Origin of the sequence: Lysobacter sp. CCNWLW3 (assembly GCF_036697405.1) — a bacterium.
Classification (GTDB): domain Bacteria; phylum Pseudomonadota; class Gammaproteobacteria; order Xanthomonadales; family Xanthomonadaceae; genus Lysobacter.
Map to the genome: position 1 here is coordinate 1 of NZ_JBAHWA010000001.1, position 14,821 is coordinate 14,821.

Consider the following 14,821-nt stretch of genomic DNA (forward strand, 5'->3'; position numbering starts at 1 on the left):
CCGGGATTTTTCGAATGGACATCCTTGTCCATTCGAAAAACGGCGCGCGTCCTGCGCGCCGCCCTTCGGGTCTACGATTGATCGGTGAGTGCGGGGCTATGGATTCCAATGCCGGGGCAACAGCAACAGCAACAGCAACAGCACGGCAACGACGATCGCAGCCGCAACCGCAACCGCGGTGGAACGCGGGGATGGCGCCGGGGCGGGCGTCCGGCCGGCGCCCGATCGCCGGGACGGGTAAAATGGCCGGATGCTGCTCAATATCGCCGCCTATCACTTCGTCCGCATCGACGACCCCGATGCCCTGGCCGCGCGCTTGCGCGCGAGCGCCGAGGCGGCGGCGCTGCGGGGGACGGTGCTGGTGGCGGAGGAGGGGCTGAACCTGTTCCTGGCCGGCAGCCGGGATGCGATCGGCGCCTTCCTGGCCGAGCTGTGCGCCGATCCGCGCTTCGCCGATCTGGCGGTCAAGACCAGCCACAGCCGCGCCCAGCCGTTCGCGCGCCTCAAGGTCAAGCGCAAGCGCGAGATCGTCACCTTCCGCCGCGAGGACAGCGCGCCGCTGCAGCGCCGGGCACCGGCGGTCGCGCCGGAGCGGCTGGCGCAGTGGCTGGACCAGGGTCACGACGACGCCGGCCGGCCGGTGGTGCTGCTGGACACCCGCAACCGCGAGGAGGTCGGCTACGGCAGCTTCGTCGGCGCCCTGACCCTGCCGATCGACAACTTCGTCGACCTGCCCGAGGTCCTGGCGCCGCACCGGCAGGCCCTGGCCGGGGCCACCGTGGTCAGCTTCTGCACCGGCGGCATCCGCTGCGAGAAGGCCGCGCTGTGGCTGCGCGACGACGGCATGGACAACCTGCTCCAGCTCGAGGGCGGGATCCTGGGCTATTTCGAACGGGTCGGCGGCGCCCACTACCAGGGCCGCTGTTTCGTGTTCGACGAGCGCGTCGCCCTGGACCCGCAACTGCAGCCCTTGGTCGACGCCGCGGCCTGAAAAGTCGGGCCCGGCTGCGCCAATGGCGCGCCGAAACCGGTATTGTTTCGGGCAAGGACAGGGGATCGTTAGCCAAACCGTAAACCGGGCGAGCGATCCCATTCAGACAAATCAAGGGGTTACCTTGGGCGACGCGGCCGCTATGATCGACGGTCGTCTCTTCCAGCCCCCGTACGAAGGACCCCTGATGCGTCGAATCCTCCCGCTACGCGCCCCCCGTTTTGCCTGGCCCCTGGGCCTGGCGCTGAGCGCCCTGGTCCTGAGCGCCTGCCAACCGCAGGCTCCGGCCAGCGCCGCCGCCCCCGAAGCCACCACCGCCGCGCCGCCGCCGGCGATGCCCTCGCCGGACCCGAACGCGGCCCCGGTCGAGCGCGCCGCGCCGCCGCTGATCAAGCCCGTCGCCCTGGGCGAGTTCGAACCCGGCAACCCCGTCGCCAACGCCGCCACCGGCAAGCTCAAGATCGAAGACGCCACCCTGAAGGGGGCCAACGGCGCCAGTTTCGGCACCGAGCGCGTCGCCCTGGTGACCGGCGGCGACGAGTACAGCGCCGGCGCGACCTATGCCGCCTCGATGCAGATCGACCCCAGCCAGACGGTCGAGCTGCGCCACGTGGTCGAACAGACCCCGCCCACCGATCACCCCGCCAACGCCTTCTGCGGCGGCGCACCCACCGCTTACATCGCCCTGGCCAAGGTCGGCGAAGGCGAGCGCGAAGTGGTCAAGGTGCTCGCCCTGCAGGGTCAGGACCTGCCCGCGCCCGGTGCCAAGGGCGTGAGCGTTTGCGCCACCACCAGCTACCTGGTCGCCAGCCGATGACATCCACGCCGCGTACGATTCCGCAACGCCTGCAGGGCCTGGCCTGGTCCGGCCCGATCGCCCTGGTCCTGTGTTGCGCGAACGCCTACGCGGCGCCGCTGCTGCGCCAACCGCCGACATTGCGCGTGGCCGGCGACAGCGCGATGGCCACCCGCAGCCCCGAACAGCGCCCCGCCACCGGTTGGGGCGAGTCGCTGCCGATGCTGCTGCGCGGCGACGCGGTGCAGTACGAGAACCGCGCCGCCGACGGCCGCAGCAGCCGCCAGTATCTGCAGGAAGGCCTGTGGGCGCGGTTGATGACCGCGACCCGGTCCGGCGACGTGGTGTTCATCGCCTTCGGCCAGGACGATGCCTCCAAGCGGCCCGAACGCTACACCGCGCCGGAAGCGTTCCGCGCCAACCTCGAGCGTTTCGTCGACGAAGCGCGCATGCGCGGCGCCACGCCGGTGCTGCTGACCCAGGTCGCGCAGCCGGATTTCCGTTCCGGCGGCCTGCGCACCGACAACTCGCCCTATGCCGACGTGGTGCGCGCGATCGCCGTGCAGCGCCAGGTCCCGCTGATGGACATGCAGCGCGCCAGCGAAGGCTTGCTGCGCGAGGCCGGCTCCGAGGGCGCCAAGACCCTGTTCGTGTACGACAGCGAATACGAGCTGAGGTACCTCAACCACAACACCCGCTACCTGCTGCCGATCGACGACGAAGCCTCGCCCACGCCCTGTGGCGCGGCGAAGATCGCCCAGCGCGCGAGCGTGCTGATGCGCGCGGGCGGGCTGGAGGCCTGGCTGGAGGACGCGGCGGTCATCGATCAGCGCGTGACCCAGGTCTGCAACGCGCAGCGCGACGCCTTGAAGCGCTGAGGCGCGATCATCGGACGTCCAACCTACGGCCGCCTGCGCGGCCGTTTCGTTTTTCGGCTTACTCGGCCTCGGGGTAGGAGCGGCGTAAGCCGCGACCACGCAACTCCGATGGCGATGCGGTCGCGGCTTACGCCGCTCCTACTCCACAGCAGGGCGGCTAGGACCGCAAATACGCCACCGCGGCGCGGCCGGCGATCAGGCCGCTGGCGTAGCACGCGGTCAGCAGGTAGCCGCCGGTCGGGGCTTCCCAGTCCAGCATCTCGCCCGCGCAGTAGGTGCCGGGCAGGGCGCGCAGTTGCAGCCGCTCGTCCATCGCCTCCAGGCGCACGCCGCCGGCGCTGCTGATGGCTTCAGCGATCGGACGCGCGCTCAGCAGACGCAGGGGCAGGCGCTTGATGGCGGCCGCGACCCGGGCCGGGTCCTGCTTGGCTTGCGCGTCCAGCACCTCGTGCAGCAAAGAGGCCTTGACCCCCTCGAGTCCGGTCTGCCGGCGCAGGTGTTCGCTGAAACTGCGGCCCGCGCGCGGGCGCGCGAGTTCGGCCTGCAGGCGTTCGCGTTCGCGGCCGGGCGCCAGGTCCAGCGCCAACACGGCCGCGCCGTCGCGCGCGATCGTCTCGCGCAGTTCGGCCGAGAGCGCATAGATCAGGCTGCCCTCGATGCCATGCGCGGTCGCCACGCACTCGCCCTGCAGCGCGCGCTCGCGGCCGTCGCCGTCGCGCCAATGCGCGATCACCGGTTTCAGGGGCGCGCCGGCATGGCGTTGCGCGAAGTGTTCGCTCCAGGCGATGTCGAAGCCGCAGTTCGACGGCTGCAGCGGCGCCACGTCGACGCCGCGCTGCGCCAGCCACGGCGCCCAGGCGCCGTCCGAACCCAGCTCCGGCCAGCTGCCGCCGCCCAGGGCGAGCACGCAGGCGCGCGCGCGCAGGCGGCGTTCGCCCTCGGGCGTGGCGAAGCGCAGCGCGCCGTCTTCGCTCCAACCCAGCCAACGGTGGTGGACGTGGAAGCGCACGCCGTCCTCGCGCAGGCGCCGCACCCAGCCGCGCAGCAGCGGCGCGGCCTTGCGATCGACCGGAAACACCCGATCGGAGCTGCCGACATAGGTCTCGACGCCGTGCGCGCGCGCCCAGGCGCGCAGGTCCTGCGCGTCGAACGCGTCCAGCCAGCGCGCGATCTGCGGCGCGCGCTCGCGGTAGCGCGCGTCGAAGGCCGGCCGCGGCTCGGCATGGGTGAGGTTGAGCCCGCCCTTGCCGGCGATCAGGAACTTGCGCCCGACCGAGCCCTTGCCTTCGTAGAGATCGACCTCGATCCCGGCCGCGCGCGCGACCTCGGCCGCCATCAGGCCGGCGGGGCCGCCGCCGACGATGGCCAGGCCGGGCAGCAGGGTGGGGGCATCGCTCATCGGTTCGCGGACGGCGCCGTCGTGCACGGCGCGCCATTATGCGGCCGCATCCGCATTCCGGCGCCGGCACCCATGACTACCGTGCCGGGTAGCGCGCGCGGGCTTCGGGTATCGTCGGGCGTCACCCCTGATCGTCGGAGTTGCCAACGATGCGATCCCTGTCCCTGGCCACGCGCGGCGCCGGTCTGCTGCTGGGCGCGCTGCTCACTTGCCAGGCCCTGGCCGCGCCGCCGCAGCCCGCGCCCGAACTGCCGGCGCAATTGCAGGACTTCGATGCCTACGTCGAAGGCGTGCGCCAGCGCTTCGACGTGCCGGGCATCGCGGTGGCGATCGTCAAGGACGGCCGCATCGTGCTCGAACGCGGTTACGGCCTGCGCCGGCTCGACCGCCCGGAGAAGGTCGACGCGCGCACGCTGTTCGCGATCGCCTCCAACACCAAGGCCTTCACTTCGGCCTCGCTGTCGATCCTGGCCGACGAGGGCAAGCTCAGCCTCGACGACCGGGTGATCGACCATCTGCCGTGGTTCCGTATGGCCGATCCCTACGTGACCCGCGAGATGCGCGTGCGCGACCTGCTGGTCCACCGCAGCGGCCTGGGCCTGGGCGCGGGCGATCTGCTGTACTGGCCCGGCAGCGACTACAGCACCCTGGAGGTGGCCCAGCGCCTGCGCGAGGTCCCGCTCAGCGGCAGCTTCCGCGGCCAGTACGCCTACGACAACATCCTCTACGGCGTCGCCCAACTGGTGATCGAGCAGGCCAGCGGGCAGAGCTACGAACGCTTCCTGCGCACGCGCATCCTCGATCCGCTGGGCATGCGCGACACCCGCTACAACAGCGATGCGCTCAAGCCCGGCGACAACGTCGCCACCGGCTACGCCAAGGCCGATTTCAAGGACCTGCAGCCGGCTCCGCGCATGGCCTGGGCCAACGTCTCCGGCGCCGGCGGCATTTATTCCAGCGTGCACGACATGAGCCAGTGGCTGCGCACGCAATTGGCCGGCGGCGTCTACACCGATACCGCGGGCCAGGAGCAGCGCTTGTTCAGCGCCGCGCGCCAGAAGGCGATGTGGTCGATCGTCACGCCGATGCCGATCGGCGAGCCCTCGGTGCCCGAGCTGGCGCCGGTGCGTCCCAACTTCCTCGGCTACGGCGAAGGCTGGCAGCTGTCGGACTACCGCGGCCGCAAGCTCGTCTGGCACACCGGCGGCTGGCCGGGCATGGTCTCGCGCGTGACCCTGGTGCCCGAACACAAGCTGGGCATCGTGGTGCTGACCAGCGCCGAGCTGCCGGGCGCGTTCCAGGCCGTGACCATGCGCGCGCTGGACGCCTATCTGGACGCGCCGCGCACCGATTGGACCGCGGCCTACGGCGCGGCGCTGGACAAGTCGCTGGCCAAGTCCGACGACGAGTGGAAGCGGCACCAGGCCGCGCGCGCCGTCGGCACCCGGCCTTCGCTGGCGTTGGCCAAGTACGCCGCGACTTACCGCGACCCCTGGTACGGCGAGGTGATCGTCGAACAGCTGGACGGCAAACTGCGCATGCGTTTCGCGCGCAGCCCGGACCTGGTCGGCGAACTGCAGCACTGGCAGCACGACAGCTTCATCGTGCGCTGGGACCAGCGCTGGCTCAACGCCGACGCCTTCGTCGATTTCGCGCTGAGCGCCGACGGCGCGGTGCGCGAAGTGCGGATGGAAGCGATATCGCCCAACACCGATTTCAGCTTCGATTTCCACGACCTGCGCCTGACGCCGGTGCCGGCGAAGGGCGGCTGAGTTCAGCCGCCCAGCCAGGCGCTGGCGGCCGCGGCCAGCACGCACCAGGACACCGCCCACAGCGGCGGCCGGCGCAGCCAGGCGAGCAGGGCAAAGGCGACCGCGGCGATCGCGACGTCGCGCCACGAACCGATGCCCGAGGTCCAGACCGGGTCATACAGCGCCGCCGCCAACAGCCCGACCACGGCCGCGTTCACGCCGGCCAGCGCGCGCGCCGCGCGGGCCGAACCGGCGACGCGGCTCCATACCGGCAGGGTGGCGCTCAGCAGCAGGAAGCCCGGCAGGAAGATCGCCAACAACGCCACCGTGGCCGCGAGCGCGGCCGGCGCCCCGGTGGGCACCTGCGCGCCCAGCAAGGCCGCCAGCGAGAACATCGGCCCCGGCACCGCTTGCGCGGCGCCATAGCCGGCCAGGAAGGCCTCGGAGCCGATCCAGCCGGTGTCGACGGTGACGCGCTCCAGCAACGGCAACACCACGTGGCCGCCGCCGAACACCAGCGCGCCGGTGCGGTAGAAGCCCGCCGCCAAGGCCGACAGGGTGGGCGCGCCCGACGGCGCCAGCCAGGTGGCGGCCAGGCCCAGCGCGAAGACGGCGAAGGCCAGCGCGCCGCCGCGTGCGCCGTAGCGCAGCGGAAACGCGGGGGCCGGCGTGGGTATCAGGCGCCGGCACAACCAGGGGCCCAGCAGCGCTCCCAGCGCGATCGCGCCCAACTGCATCGACGTCGACCCCGACCACAGCACCAGCGCCGCCGTCAGCCCGGCCAGCAGCAGGCGCGGCAGATCCGGCGCCAATTGGCGCGCCATCGCCAACACGCCTTGCGCCACCACCGCGACCGCGACCAGTTTCAATCCGTGCACCAGCGTCGTCGCGACCAAGGGCTCCAGGTGCGGCGACAGCGCCGCGAACGCGAACAGCAGCAGCGCCGAGGGCAGGGTGAAGCCGACGAAGGCGGCCAGGGCGCCGCGCCAGCCGGCGCGCATCAGGCCGATCGCATAGCCCATCTGGCTGCTCGCGGGGCCCGGCAGGAACTGGCAGACCGCGAGCAGTTGCGCATAGCTGCGATCGTCCAGCCAGCGCCGGCGCTCGACGAACTCGCGGCGGAAGTAACCCAGGTGCGCGATCGGCCCGCCGAACGAGCTCAGGCCCAGGCGCAGGAACGCCGCGAACACTTCGCGTGCGGAGCCCGTGGCGGCGTTGGGCGAGGATGGCGGACTCATCGCGGAGGCGTCATGGCGGAAGATCGTGGGCCATTGTGCGGCATGGCCGATGGCACTGGGCCGTATGCCCGCGGCTGCTAAGCTCGACGGGCAAGGCGCGGCGCCGGTCGCCGCCGCCGGATCGGACGGAGAAACGCATGAGTTGGATGGCCGTAATCGTGGTGATCGTCGCGGGCTATCTCGCGTTCAAGGCGGTCAAGTTCGTGTTCAAGCTGTTGTTGTGGATCGTGGTGCTGGGCGGCCTGTACTGGCTGGCGGCGCCGGCGTTGGGCTGGCCCTTGCCGTTCTGAGCGGGAGCCGCGCGCCATGTCCTATGTCAGGTGCCTGCGCGGTCTGGCTTCGGGCGTCGAGTATTCCGCCGACGCGGCGATGAATCTCGATCCGGTCGACGGCCGTCCGGTGGAAATGCTGCTCGACCTGGAGCGCCTGGCCGCGCAGCGACCGCATGCGGCCTGGTACGACCCGCGCCGCCGCGACCTGTGGCGCTTCGGCGGACTGATGGCGCTGGACGCCTCAGATCCCGAGGACGCGCGCCACATCGTCGCGCTGGGCGAGGGCCATACGCCCTTGCTCGATTATGCGGCGCACCCGGTCGCGCGCGCGGCCGGGATCGCCCTGTGCTTGAAGGACGAGGGCCGCGCTCACGCCGGCTACGGCGCCAATCCCAGCCAGAGCTTCAAGGACCGCGGCATGGCCATGGTGGTCGCGCAGGCGCGCCGCCTGGGACTGGGCAAGCTGGCGGTGCCGACCCAGGGCAACGCCGGCGATTCCTTGCTGCGTTATGCGCTGGCCGGCGGTCTGAGCCTGGTCGTCGCGATGCCCGAGGACACGCCGATGCCGATCCTGGGCAACGTCGCCGCGGCCGCGCAACGCCATCGCGAGCGCGTGACCCTGGAACTGGCCGGCCCGACCATTCGCGAGGCCGGCGCGCTGCTCAAGGAGCGCTATCTGCCGCAAGGTTATTTCTCGGTCGCCACGTTCCAGGAGCCGGGCTGGCGCATCGAAGGCAAGAAATCCCTGGGCCTGGAACTGGCCGAGCCCGCGCCCGGATCGACGCGCTGGTCGCTGCCCGATGCGGTGATCTACCCAACCGGCGGCGGCACCGGCGTGCTGGGCATGTGGAAGGCCTGGGACGAGTTGCAGGCGCTGGGCCTGATCGATGCGCGTCGGCCGCGCATGTTGTGCGTGCAAAGCGCGGCCACTCAGCCGCTGGTGCGCGCCTTCGACGCCGGCGCCGCCGATACCCAGGCGGTTGAGGCCGGGCAGACCTTGGCCTTCGGACTCAACGTGCCCGGCGGCGTCGGCCATTTCCGCGTGCTGGAGATCCTGCGCGCCAGCGGCGGCGCCGCGGTCGCGGTGGAAGAGGGCGACATCGCCGCCGAGTTCGCGCGCTTGTGGCGCGAGCCGGTGGGCGGCGGCGCACCGGCCTGGATCGGCCCGGAAGGCGCGGCCTGCCTGGCGGCGTTGCCGCAGCTGATCGAACGCGGCCTGATCGCGCGCGGCGAGCGCGTGGTCGCGGTCAATACCGGCTCGGCGGAGAAGTACTTGCCGGACCTGCGTCATCTGATCTGAACCGATACCCCCAGGAGCGGACATGGATACCGACAACAGCCCATGGTGGCAGGACACCCAGGACATCGAGCGTTGCGTGCGCGCGGTCTACGCCAGCATCTCCGGCCCGGCCGGCGCGCCGCGCGACTGGGCGCGTTTCCGTTATCTGCAGCACCCCAGCGCGCGCAGCCTGCGCACCGTGGTCGAGGCCGACGGCAGCACCCGCGCGGTGGTGTTCGACGTCGACAGCTACATCGCCGACGTCGAGCCATTCTTCGCCGCCAACGATTTCCACGAAGTCGAGATCGACCGTCGCGTGCAGCGTTTCGGCCAGGTCGCGCACGTGTGGAGCCTGTACGAGGCGCGTCCGGCGGCGGACTCGCCGGTGTTGCTCAAGCGAGGCGCCAACAGCATCCAGCTCTGCCACGAGCATGGGCGGTGGTGGGTGTTCAGCACGGTCTGGGACAACGAGCGCGAGGGCTTGGTGTTCGATCTTTGGTAGGCGCAGGTGGGGTCGCCCCGCGCTTTTCTCCCTGTGCGCATGCGGGTCGCTTTCTCTAGCCCGGTCTCCCTGTAGGAGCGGCGCAAGCCGCGACCGCGAATTCCAGCCAGGTCGCCGGTTCCGAACGGGCTGGCTTTCTGTGGGGGCGGCGTGAGCCGCGATCGCGAACTCCGGCTGCTGCGCTAGCTAGGCGGTTGGGATGGATTTGCCGTTGCTCTTGCTCTGCATGGTTGGCACGAAGGTCAACGGCTTCCGCCCGCTGCGCGTGCGGGTTACTTTCTCTTGCTGGCCCAAGAGAAAGTAACCAAAGAGAAGGGCCTGTGGCCAAACCTCCCTTGCGGGTTCGGAGCGGGCGCCGGGATTTTTCGAATGGACATCCCTGTCCATTCGAAAAACGGCGCGCGTCCTGCGCGCCGCCCTTCGGGTCTACGATTCGTTGGCGAGTGCGGGGCTATGGATTCCAATGCCGCGGCAACGGCAACGGCAACGGCAACCGCAACCGCAACTGCAACTGCAACTGCAACTGCAACTGCAACTGCAACCGCAACCGCAACCGCAACCGCAACCGCAACCGCAACCGCAACCGCAACCGCAGCCGCAGCCGCAGCCGCAGCCGCAGCCGCAGCCGCAGCCGCAGCGAGGCGAGGCGGTAACAGCCACTGCCGTGTCGGCAGCCTCACTTTCGCAACACTGCGTGCGCTTCATGGGCTCGCAAAGCGGTGTCGTCGCCCCCAGGCTGGAGGGATGCCGCTGAGGGCATGCCATCGTCGCGAGCGTCCATGATTCCGTTTTCCGTCCTCGACCTGGCGCCGGTCACCGAAGGCAGCGATGCCGCTCAGGCGTTCGCGCACAGTCTGGAGCTGGCCCGGCATGCCGAGCGTCTGGGCTATCGGCGCTACTGGCTGGCCGAGCACCACAACATGCCCGGTATCGCCAGCGCGGCGACCGCGGTGTTGATCGGGCATATCGCCGGCGGTACCTCGAGCATCCGGGTCGGCGCCGGCGGCATCATGCTGCCCAACCACTCGCCGCTGCAGGTGGCCGAGCAGTTCGGCACCTTGGCGTCCCTGTATCCCGATCGCATCGACCTGGGCCTGGGGCGCGCGCCCGGTACCGACCAGGCGACCGCGCGCGCCTTGCGGCGCTACTTCGACGGCGCCGACAGCTTCCCGCAGGACGTGGCCGAACTGCTGCACTACTTCGAGCCGGCGCGGCCCGGGCAGGCGGTGCGTGCGGTGCCCGGCGCGGGCTTGCGCGTGCCGGTGTGGCTGCTGGGCTCCAGCCTGTTCGGTGCGCGCTTGGCCGCGCAGTTGGGCCTGCCGTACGCCTTCGCCTCGCACTTCGCGCCCGATGCCATGGACGAGGCGCTGGCGGTCTACCGGCGCGAATTCCGGCCCTCGGCGGCCTGGCCGGCGCCGCATGCGCTGCTGGCCTTGAACGTGGTCGCGGCGGCCAGCGACGCCGAGGCGCGGCGCCTGTTCACCACCCAGCAGCAGAGCTTCGTCAATCTGCGTCGCGGCCAGCCCGGCCTGATTCCGCCGCCGATCGACGACATCGATGCCTACTGGACGCCGGCCGAACGCTCCGGCGTGGAGCGCGCGCTGGCCTGCGCGGTGGTCGGCGATCCCGACACGGTGCGCGAGGGCATCGCCGCCTTCATCGAGCGCCATCGCCCCGACGAGCTGATGCTGACCGCCAACGTGTACGAGCACGCGGCGCGGTTGCGCTCGTTCGAGCTGGCCGCGCAGGCGCGGGCGCAACTGGCGGCCCGCGTCTAGCGCGGGAGCGGGGTCTCAGCGCGATCCGGGCACGTGCTCGCGCACGCCCAGCAGCTCGACTTCGAACACCATCGAGGCGTCCGGCGGGATCACGCCGCCGCCCGCGCCGTCGGCGCCGTAGCCGTATTCCGGCGGCAGCATCAGCACGCGCTTGCCGCCGACCTGCATGCCGGCGATGCCTTCGTCCCAGCCGCGCACGACGCGGCCGGCGCCGAGCAGGAACGAGAACGGACGGCCGCGGTCGACCGAACTGTCGAACTTGCGGCCGCGCTTGTCGGCGGCTTTTTCGTCGTAGAGCCAGCCGGTGTAGTGCACGCTCACGTCCTGGCCGCTGCGCGCGGCCGGGCCGGTGCCCGGGCGTTCGTCGATCCATTCGAAACGCTGCGCGCGCCCGCCGCTGGCGGGTTCGGCTTGGTGGCGGGCGCAGCCGGCGAGCAGCAAGGTGCCGGCCAGCAGGGCGCCGGAAACTAGGGTGGCGAGGCTTGGGCGCATCGGGTTCGTCCCTGAGAGCGTGATAGCGGCGCCCAGGATAACGGAGCCGGCGCGCGCTCAGTCGACCAGGGAGCCGCAGCTGAGGTTGGCGATCGCCCCGGTCATTGCGCCGGCGCGGTCGGAGGCGACGAAGGCGGCGTAGTCGGCGACCTGGGCCAGGCTGGGGAAGCGGCCGAGCAGGGTGCCGCCGCGCTCGCGCTCGGCGACCAGGGCTTCGACCGTGGTGCCGGCGCGGCTTGCATAGCCTTCGAACACCTCGCGCGCATACGAGACCGGCAGCGCTTCCGGAATCGCGTCCGGGCGCAGGCAGACCACGCGGATGCCGGCACCGCCGAGTTCGCCGGCCAGGATCCGCGAGAACGCCTCGATCGCCGCGCAGGTCACGCCGTAGCCGAGGAAGCCCACTCCGCTCATGCGCGAGCCCGGCGTGGACAGGGTCAGGATCGCGCCGCCGCGCCGCATATGGCGCGCCGCGGCCTGGGCGGTGATGAAGTTGCTGCGCGTATAGGCCGCGATCGGCTGCAGATAGTCCTGCAGCGAAAGCTCGGCGAAGGGCGTGCCCTGCACGTGCGGCACGCCGATCGCGTTGAGGGCGATGTCGATGCCGCCGGCCGAGTCGGCGACCGCGGCGGCGTGCGCCCGCACCGCGGCTTCGTCCAGCGCGTCCAGGGTCGCGATCTCGGCCCGGCCGCCGCCGGCGGCGATCTCGGCGGCGACGCGTTCGAGCTTGGCGCGGCTGCGCCCGCACAGATGCACCTGCGCGCCCTCGCGGGCGAAGGCGCGCGCGACCGCGCCGCCGATGGCCCCGCCTCCGCCGTGGATCAGCGCGACTTTGCGTTCGAGCAACATGCTGGGACTCCGTGGTTGGGATGGGGCGGCGAGAATCGGGACCTTCCGAGCTGCTCGATCAGAACCCGCGTCGCTGAAAGGGCAGGCCTACGCCGTCCTCGCAGTAGGACTTGAGGCTGTACAGGAACATCGCCCAGTTGTAGTTGCACCAGCGGTAGAACTCGGTGACTTCGCGCCAGCCCTCGTGGCGCAGCACCACCGCGGTCTGCCGCTCGCGCGCTTCCAGATCGAAGCTGATCCGGGTGCCGATCCATTGCGGGTCCGAATCCAGGCAGCGCCAGGCCAGGCGGCGGCGCGGCAGCCATTCGGTGATCTTGACCCGGACCGTATCGGCGTCGCCGAAATGGAACTCGTTGACCGCACCCAGCACCGTCCGCACGGTCAGGGTATCGGTCCAGACTTCGGCCAGGCCGCGTTCGCTGGTGAGCGCCTCGTAGACCTGGGCCGGCGAGGCGTTCACGTACTGGATGTGTTCGATGGCGGCCATGGCCGGCTCCGGTGGCGCGCGCGCTGTCACTGCGGAATCCGGCGCTCGTACTCGTCCTCGATGCGCATGTGCTTGGACCAGAAATGGCTGGGCTTGCGGCCTTCGAGCAGGTCCTGCAGCAGATCGAGATGGCTGTGCCAGCCGCCGGCGACGCTGACCATTTCGCCGCGGTTGGGCAGGCGGCGGTGGGTGACCACCAGCAGTACGCGGTCGTTTTGCGGCGTGAGTTCGAACACCACTTCCGAGTCGCCGTCCCAGGTGTAGCTGAGCCGGTGCGGCGGGTCGCAGTCGATCACCCGGCCTTCGCTGCGGTATTCCTCGAAGGCCGCGTACTTGGCCGGGGTCGGGTCGTCGTTGGTCAGTTCGGCATTGCGGAACACGTGTTCGACGCGGCCGCCGGGCCGCAGTTCGATGTCGCCGGCGGCCATCCACGCGCGCCGCTTTTCGGATTCGGTGAGATAGCTCCACAGCCGTTCGATCGGGCCGGGCATCAGGCGCTCGATGCGCAGGGTGTCGGGTGCGGTGACTACGCCGTAATCGCTCATGGTCGGGTCCTCTGGGTGGGGCGGTCAGTTCAGGGCGTGCGCGAGCTGGTCGGCGAGCGAGGCCAGGATGTGTCGCCATCCGGCTTCGGTGGCTTGCGCGTAGGGCGCGTGCTCGGCCGCCATTTCGTGGGTGAGGCTGAGCTCGCAGCCGCCGCCGACGGGCGCGATCTCCAGAGTGATGCGGTCGCCGGGCTGGGCCGGATCCAGCGACAGGGTGAACACCAACCGGTGCGGGCGCTGGATTTCCAGGTAGCGGCCGTAGTGCGCGGCGTCGCCGTCGGGGCGGGTTTCGACCACGAGGTAGCCGCCGCCGACGCGCGCGTCGATCTCGACGCGTTGCATGCGCCCTTGCTCGGTGGCGTAGAGGAAACGCGCGGCCATGCGTGGGTCCAGCCAGGCGTCGAACACGCGTTCGGGCGTGGCCTGGAAACGGCGCACCACGCGGACGACGGTGGGGGCGTCGACGTTCATCGCTTGCTCCTGGGCTTGCGCGCCGCGGCGGCGCGGTCCTCGGCCTGCAGCAGGGCGTCGAGGGTGTCGAGGCGTTCGTTCCAGAACCGCTCGTAGTGACGCATCCATTCCATGCCGCCGTGCATCGGCCGCGCGTCGAGGCGGCACAGATGGGTGCGGCCCTGGACTTCGCGCTGCACCAGGCCGGCGCGCTCGAGCACCTTGATGTGCTTGGAGGCCGCGGCCAGCGACATCCGGAACGGCGCGGCGAGGTCGCCGACGCTGCTGGGCTGGCGCGACAGGCTGCGCAGCATCGCGCGCCGGGTCGGATCGGCGAGGGCGTGGAAGACGGCGTCCAGGCGTTCGGGCTTATTTTCAACCATAAGGTTGAATATCCTCCGCTCGGCGGCGATTGTCAACCGTTCGGTAAAATAACTTTCGGGGTCGCCAGACAGGCTGCGCGAGCCGCCGTGGCCCCTAAACGCACGCGTCCACGTTGCTAGGCATGGGACGGGGGGAAAAGCTTCGGGAGTCCGCATGCCGCCCCAGACACGGCCGGAGAAATCCCATCCCGGCAATGCCGCGCATCCACGCCACTACGGCAAATACCGCGCCGTCGTGCTCGACAACGTCGACCCGCTGCGCCTGGGCCGGGTCCAGGTGCAGGTGCCCGACGTCCACGACGCCGGCGCCAACCGCTGGGCCATGCCCTGCGCGCCCTTGGCCGGGCATCAGTGCGGCGTGTTCCTGCTGCCGCAGGTCGGCGCCCCGGTGTGGGTGGAGTTCGAACAGGGCGACGCCGAGCTGCCGATCTGGGTCGGCGGTTACTGGGTCGACGCCGCCGAGCTGCCGCCGCTCGCGCACGCGGGCCTGGCGATCGCGCCCAGCCTGGTGTTGCAGACCCCCAGCCAGAACGCGATCGCGATCTCCGACCTGCCCGGGCCCGACGGCGGCATCCTGCTCAAGACCCGGTGCGGGGCGATGATCGCGATCAACGAGGCCGGCATCACCATCAGCAACGGCCGCGGCGCCAGCATCGTGCTGGCCGGGCCGATGGTGACGGTCAACGAAGGCGCGCTGACGGTGGTGTGAGCGATGCGCGCCGTGCCCGTCG

The 14,821-nt window shown here is 71.0% G+C and carries 18 protein-coding genes; 10 read left to right on the forward strand and 8 right to left on the reverse strand.

All coding sequences use genetic code 11. From position 1 onward, the window contains the following. The first annotated feature begins 250 nt into the window (after window positions 1-250). The 3 genes from V1318_RS00005 to V1318_RS00015 all read left to right on the forward strand — a co-directional run bounded on the left by V1318_RS00005 (window position 251) and on the right by V1318_RS00015 (window position 2,665). Window positions 251-991, forward strand: a complete 741-nt coding sequence (locus V1318_RS00005) for a sulfurtransferase (protein WP_332936645.1) — start codon at window positions 251-253, stop codon at window positions 989-991. A gap of 187 nt (window positions 992-1,178) precedes the next feature. Beyond that, the gene (locus tag V1318_RS00010; RefSeq protein ID WP_332936647.1) at window positions 1,179-1,808 is read left to right on the forward strand and encodes a hypothetical protein; all 630 of its coding nucleotides are present in this window, start codon (window positions 1,179-1,181) and stop codon (window positions 1,806-1,808) included. After that, a complete protein-coding gene (locus V1318_RS00015; RefSeq protein WP_332936648.1) occupies window positions 1,805-2,665 on the forward strand; it encodes a GDSL-type esterase/lipase family protein in 861 nt (286 codons plus the stop codon). Before V1318_RS00010 ends, V1318_RS00015 begins: the two co-directional genes overlap by 4 nt. 157 nt (window positions 2,666-2,822) lie before the next feature. On the opposite strand, the gene V1318_RS00020 is transcribed toward V1318_RS00015, so the two are convergent. Further along, complete coding sequence (locus tag V1318_RS00020) at window positions 2,823-4,064, reverse strand: TIGR03862 family flavoprotein (protein ID WP_332936650.1); 1,242 nt, start codon at window positions 4,062-4,064, stop codon at window positions 2,823-2,825. A 149-nt stretch (window positions 4,065-4,213) separates the two neighbouring features. Here V1318_RS00020 and V1318_RS00025 point away from each other — a divergent pair, with 149 nt between their 5' ends. Beyond that, entirely contained in the window at window positions 4,214-5,836 is a 1,623-nt protein-coding gene (locus tag V1318_RS00025; protein ID WP_332936652.1) for a serine hydrolase, read from the forward strand. Between the two features lie 2 nt (window positions 5,837-5,838). Here V1318_RS00025 and chrA read toward each other — a convergent pair whose 3' ends face one another. Next, window positions 5,839-7,053 (reverse strand): chromate efflux transporter, encoded by a 1,215-nt coding sequence (gene chrA, locus V1318_RS00030; RefSeq protein WP_332936654.1) that lies wholly within the window; start codon window positions 7,051-7,053, stop codon window positions 5,839-5,841. A gap of 137 nt (window positions 7,054-7,190) precedes the next feature. On the opposite strand from chrA, the gene V1318_RS00035 reads away from it, so the two are divergent. The 5 genes from V1318_RS00035 to V1318_RS00055 all read left to right on the forward strand — a co-directional run bounded on the left by V1318_RS00035 (window position 7,191) and on the right by V1318_RS00055 (window position 10,884). Continuing rightward, a complete protein-coding gene (locus V1318_RS00035; RefSeq protein ID WP_332936655.1) occupies window positions 7,191-7,343 on the forward strand; it encodes a hypothetical protein in 153 nt (50 codons plus the stop codon). A gap of 16 nt (window positions 7,344-7,359) precedes the next feature. Continuing rightward, on the forward strand, window positions 7,360-8,625 hold the full coding sequence (locus V1318_RS00040) for a threonine synthase (protein WP_332936657.1): 1,266 nt from the start codon (window positions 7,360-7,362) through the stop codon (window positions 8,623-8,625). 22 nt (window positions 8,626-8,647) lie between these two features. Next, the gene (locus V1318_RS00045; protein ID WP_332936659.1) at window positions 8,648-9,106 is read left to right on the forward strand and encodes a hypothetical protein; all 459 of its coding nucleotides are present in this window, start codon (window positions 8,648-8,650) and stop codon (window positions 9,104-9,106) included. A gap of 443 nt (window positions 9,107-9,549) precedes the next feature. After that, on the forward strand, window positions 9,550-9,759 hold the full coding sequence (locus V1318_RS00050) for a hypothetical protein (RefSeq protein ID WP_332936660.1): 210 nt from the start codon (window positions 9,550-9,552) through the stop codon (window positions 9,757-9,759). A 126-nt stretch (window positions 9,760-9,885) separates the two neighbouring features. Next, window positions 9,886-10,884: an LLM class flavin-dependent oxidoreductase gene (locus tag V1318_RS00055; RefSeq protein ID WP_332936662.1), complete on the forward strand. Its 999-nt coding sequence runs from the start codon at window positions 9,886-9,888 to the stop codon at window positions 10,882-10,884. A gap of 15 nt (window positions 10,885-10,899) precedes the next feature. Here V1318_RS00055 and V1318_RS00060 read toward each other — a convergent pair whose 3' ends face one another. Genes V1318_RS00060 through V1318_RS00085 form a run of 6 tightly spaced genes read right to left on the reverse strand, consistent with a single transcriptional unit; the run spans window position 10,900 to window position 14,090 of the window. Further along, on the reverse strand, window positions 10,900-11,376 hold the full coding sequence (locus V1318_RS00060) for an FKBP-type peptidyl-prolyl cis-trans isomerase (RefSeq protein WP_332936663.1): 477 nt from the start codon (window positions 11,374-11,376) through the stop codon (window positions 10,900-10,902). Window positions 11,377-11,433: 57 nt separating this feature from the next. Then, complete coding sequence (locus V1318_RS00065; RefSeq protein WP_332936665.1) at window positions 11,434-12,225, reverse strand: SDR family oxidoreductase; 792 nt, start codon at window positions 12,223-12,225, stop codon at window positions 11,434-11,436. A gap of 58 nt (window positions 12,226-12,283) precedes the next feature. Continuing rightward, on the reverse strand, window positions 12,284-12,712 hold the full coding sequence (locus tag V1318_RS00070) for an SRPBCC domain-containing protein (protein ID WP_332936667.1): 429 nt from the start codon (window positions 12,710-12,712) through the stop codon (window positions 12,284-12,286). Window positions 12,713-12,738: 26 nt separating this feature from the next. Further along, a complete protein-coding gene (locus tag V1318_RS00075) occupies window positions 12,739-13,257 on the reverse strand; it encodes an SRPBCC family protein (protein ID WP_332936669.1) in 519 nt (172 codons plus the stop codon). Between the two features lie 24 nt (window positions 13,258-13,281). Further along, window positions 13,282-13,728, reverse strand: a complete 447-nt coding sequence (locus V1318_RS00080) for an SRPBCC domain-containing protein (RefSeq protein ID WP_332936670.1) — start codon at window positions 13,726-13,728, stop codon at window positions 13,282-13,284. Next, a complete protein-coding gene (locus tag V1318_RS00085; protein WP_332936671.1) occupies window positions 13,725-14,090 on the reverse strand; it encodes a metalloregulator ArsR/SmtB family transcription factor in 366 nt (121 codons plus the stop codon). The genes V1318_RS00080 and V1318_RS00085 overlap by 4 nt, the downstream gene beginning before the upstream one ends. Window positions 14,091-14,244: 154 nt before the next feature. Here V1318_RS00085 and V1318_RS00090 point away from each other — a divergent pair, with 154 nt between their 5' ends. Continuing rightward, window positions 14,245-14,799, forward strand: coding sequence for a phage baseplate assembly protein V (locus tag V1318_RS00090; protein WP_332936672.1), 555 nt, complete (start codon window positions 14,245-14,247; stop codon window positions 14,797-14,799). The last annotated feature ends 22 nt before the right edge of the window (window positions 14,800-14,821 follow it).

Excerpts from the sequence above, each read along its gene's own strand:
- V1318_RS00005 (WP_332936645.1), top strand. The coding sequence starts at position 251 with ATGCTGCTCAATATCGCCGCCTATCACTTCGTCCGCATCGACGACCCC.
- V1318_RS00010 (WP_332936647.1), top strand. The coding sequence starts at position 1,179 with ATGCGTCGAATCCTCCCGCTACGCGCCCCCCGTTTTGCCTGGCCCCTG.
- V1318_RS00015 (WP_332936648.1), top strand. The coding sequence starts at position 1,805 with ATGACATCCACGCCGCGTACGATTCCGCAACGCCTGCAGGGCCTGGCC.
- V1318_RS00020 (WP_332936650.1), bottom strand. The coding sequence starts at position 4,064 with ATGAGCGATGCCCCCACCCTGCTGCCCGGCCTGGCCATCGTCGGCGGC.
- V1318_RS00025 (WP_332936652.1), top strand. The coding sequence starts at position 4,214 with ATGCGATCCCTGTCCCTGGCCACGCGCGGCGCCGGTCTGCTGCTGGGC.
- chrA (WP_332936654.1), bottom strand. The coding sequence starts at position 7,053 with ATGAGTCCGCCATCCTCGCCCAACGCCGCCACGGGCTCCGCACGCGAA.
- V1318_RS00035 (WP_332936655.1), top strand. The coding sequence starts at position 7,191 with ATGAGTTGGATGGCCGTAATCGTGGTGATCGTCGCGGGCTATCTCGCG.
- V1318_RS00040 (WP_332936657.1), top strand. The coding sequence starts at position 7,360 with ATGTCCTATGTCAGGTGCCTGCGCGGTCTGGCTTCGGGCGTCGAGTAT.
- V1318_RS00045 (WP_332936659.1), top strand. The coding sequence starts at position 8,648 with ATGGATACCGACAACAGCCCATGGTGGCAGGACACCCAGGACATCGAG.
- V1318_RS00055 (WP_332936662.1), top strand. The coding sequence starts at position 9,886 with ATGATTCCGTTTTCCGTCCTCGACCTGGCGCCGGTCACCGAAGGCAGC.
- V1318_RS00060 (WP_332936663.1), bottom strand. The coding sequence starts at position 11,376 with ATGCGCCCAAGCCTCGCCACCCTAGTTTCCGGCGCCCTGCTGGCCGGC.
- V1318_RS00065 (WP_332936665.1), bottom strand. The coding sequence starts at position 12,225 with ATGTTGCTCGAACGCAAAGTCGCGCTGATCCACGGCGGAGGCGGGGCC.
- V1318_RS00070 (WP_332936667.1), bottom strand. The coding sequence starts at position 12,712 with ATGGCCGCCATCGAACACATCCAGTACGTGAACGCCTCGCCGGCCCAG.
- V1318_RS00075 (WP_332936669.1), bottom strand. The coding sequence starts at position 13,257 with ATGAGCGATTACGGCGTAGTCACCGCACCCGACACCCTGCGCATCGAG.
- V1318_RS00080 (WP_332936670.1), bottom strand. The coding sequence starts at position 13,728 with ATGAACGTCGACGCCCCCACCGTCGTCCGCGTGGTGCGCCGTTTCCAG.
- V1318_RS00085 (WP_332936671.1), bottom strand. The coding sequence starts at position 14,090 with ATGGTTGAAAATAAGCCCGAACGCCTGGACGCCGTCTTCCACGCCCTC.
- V1318_RS00090 (WP_332936672.1), top strand. The coding sequence starts at position 14,245 with ATGCCGCCCCAGACACGGCCGGAGAAATCCCATCCCGGCAATGCCGCG.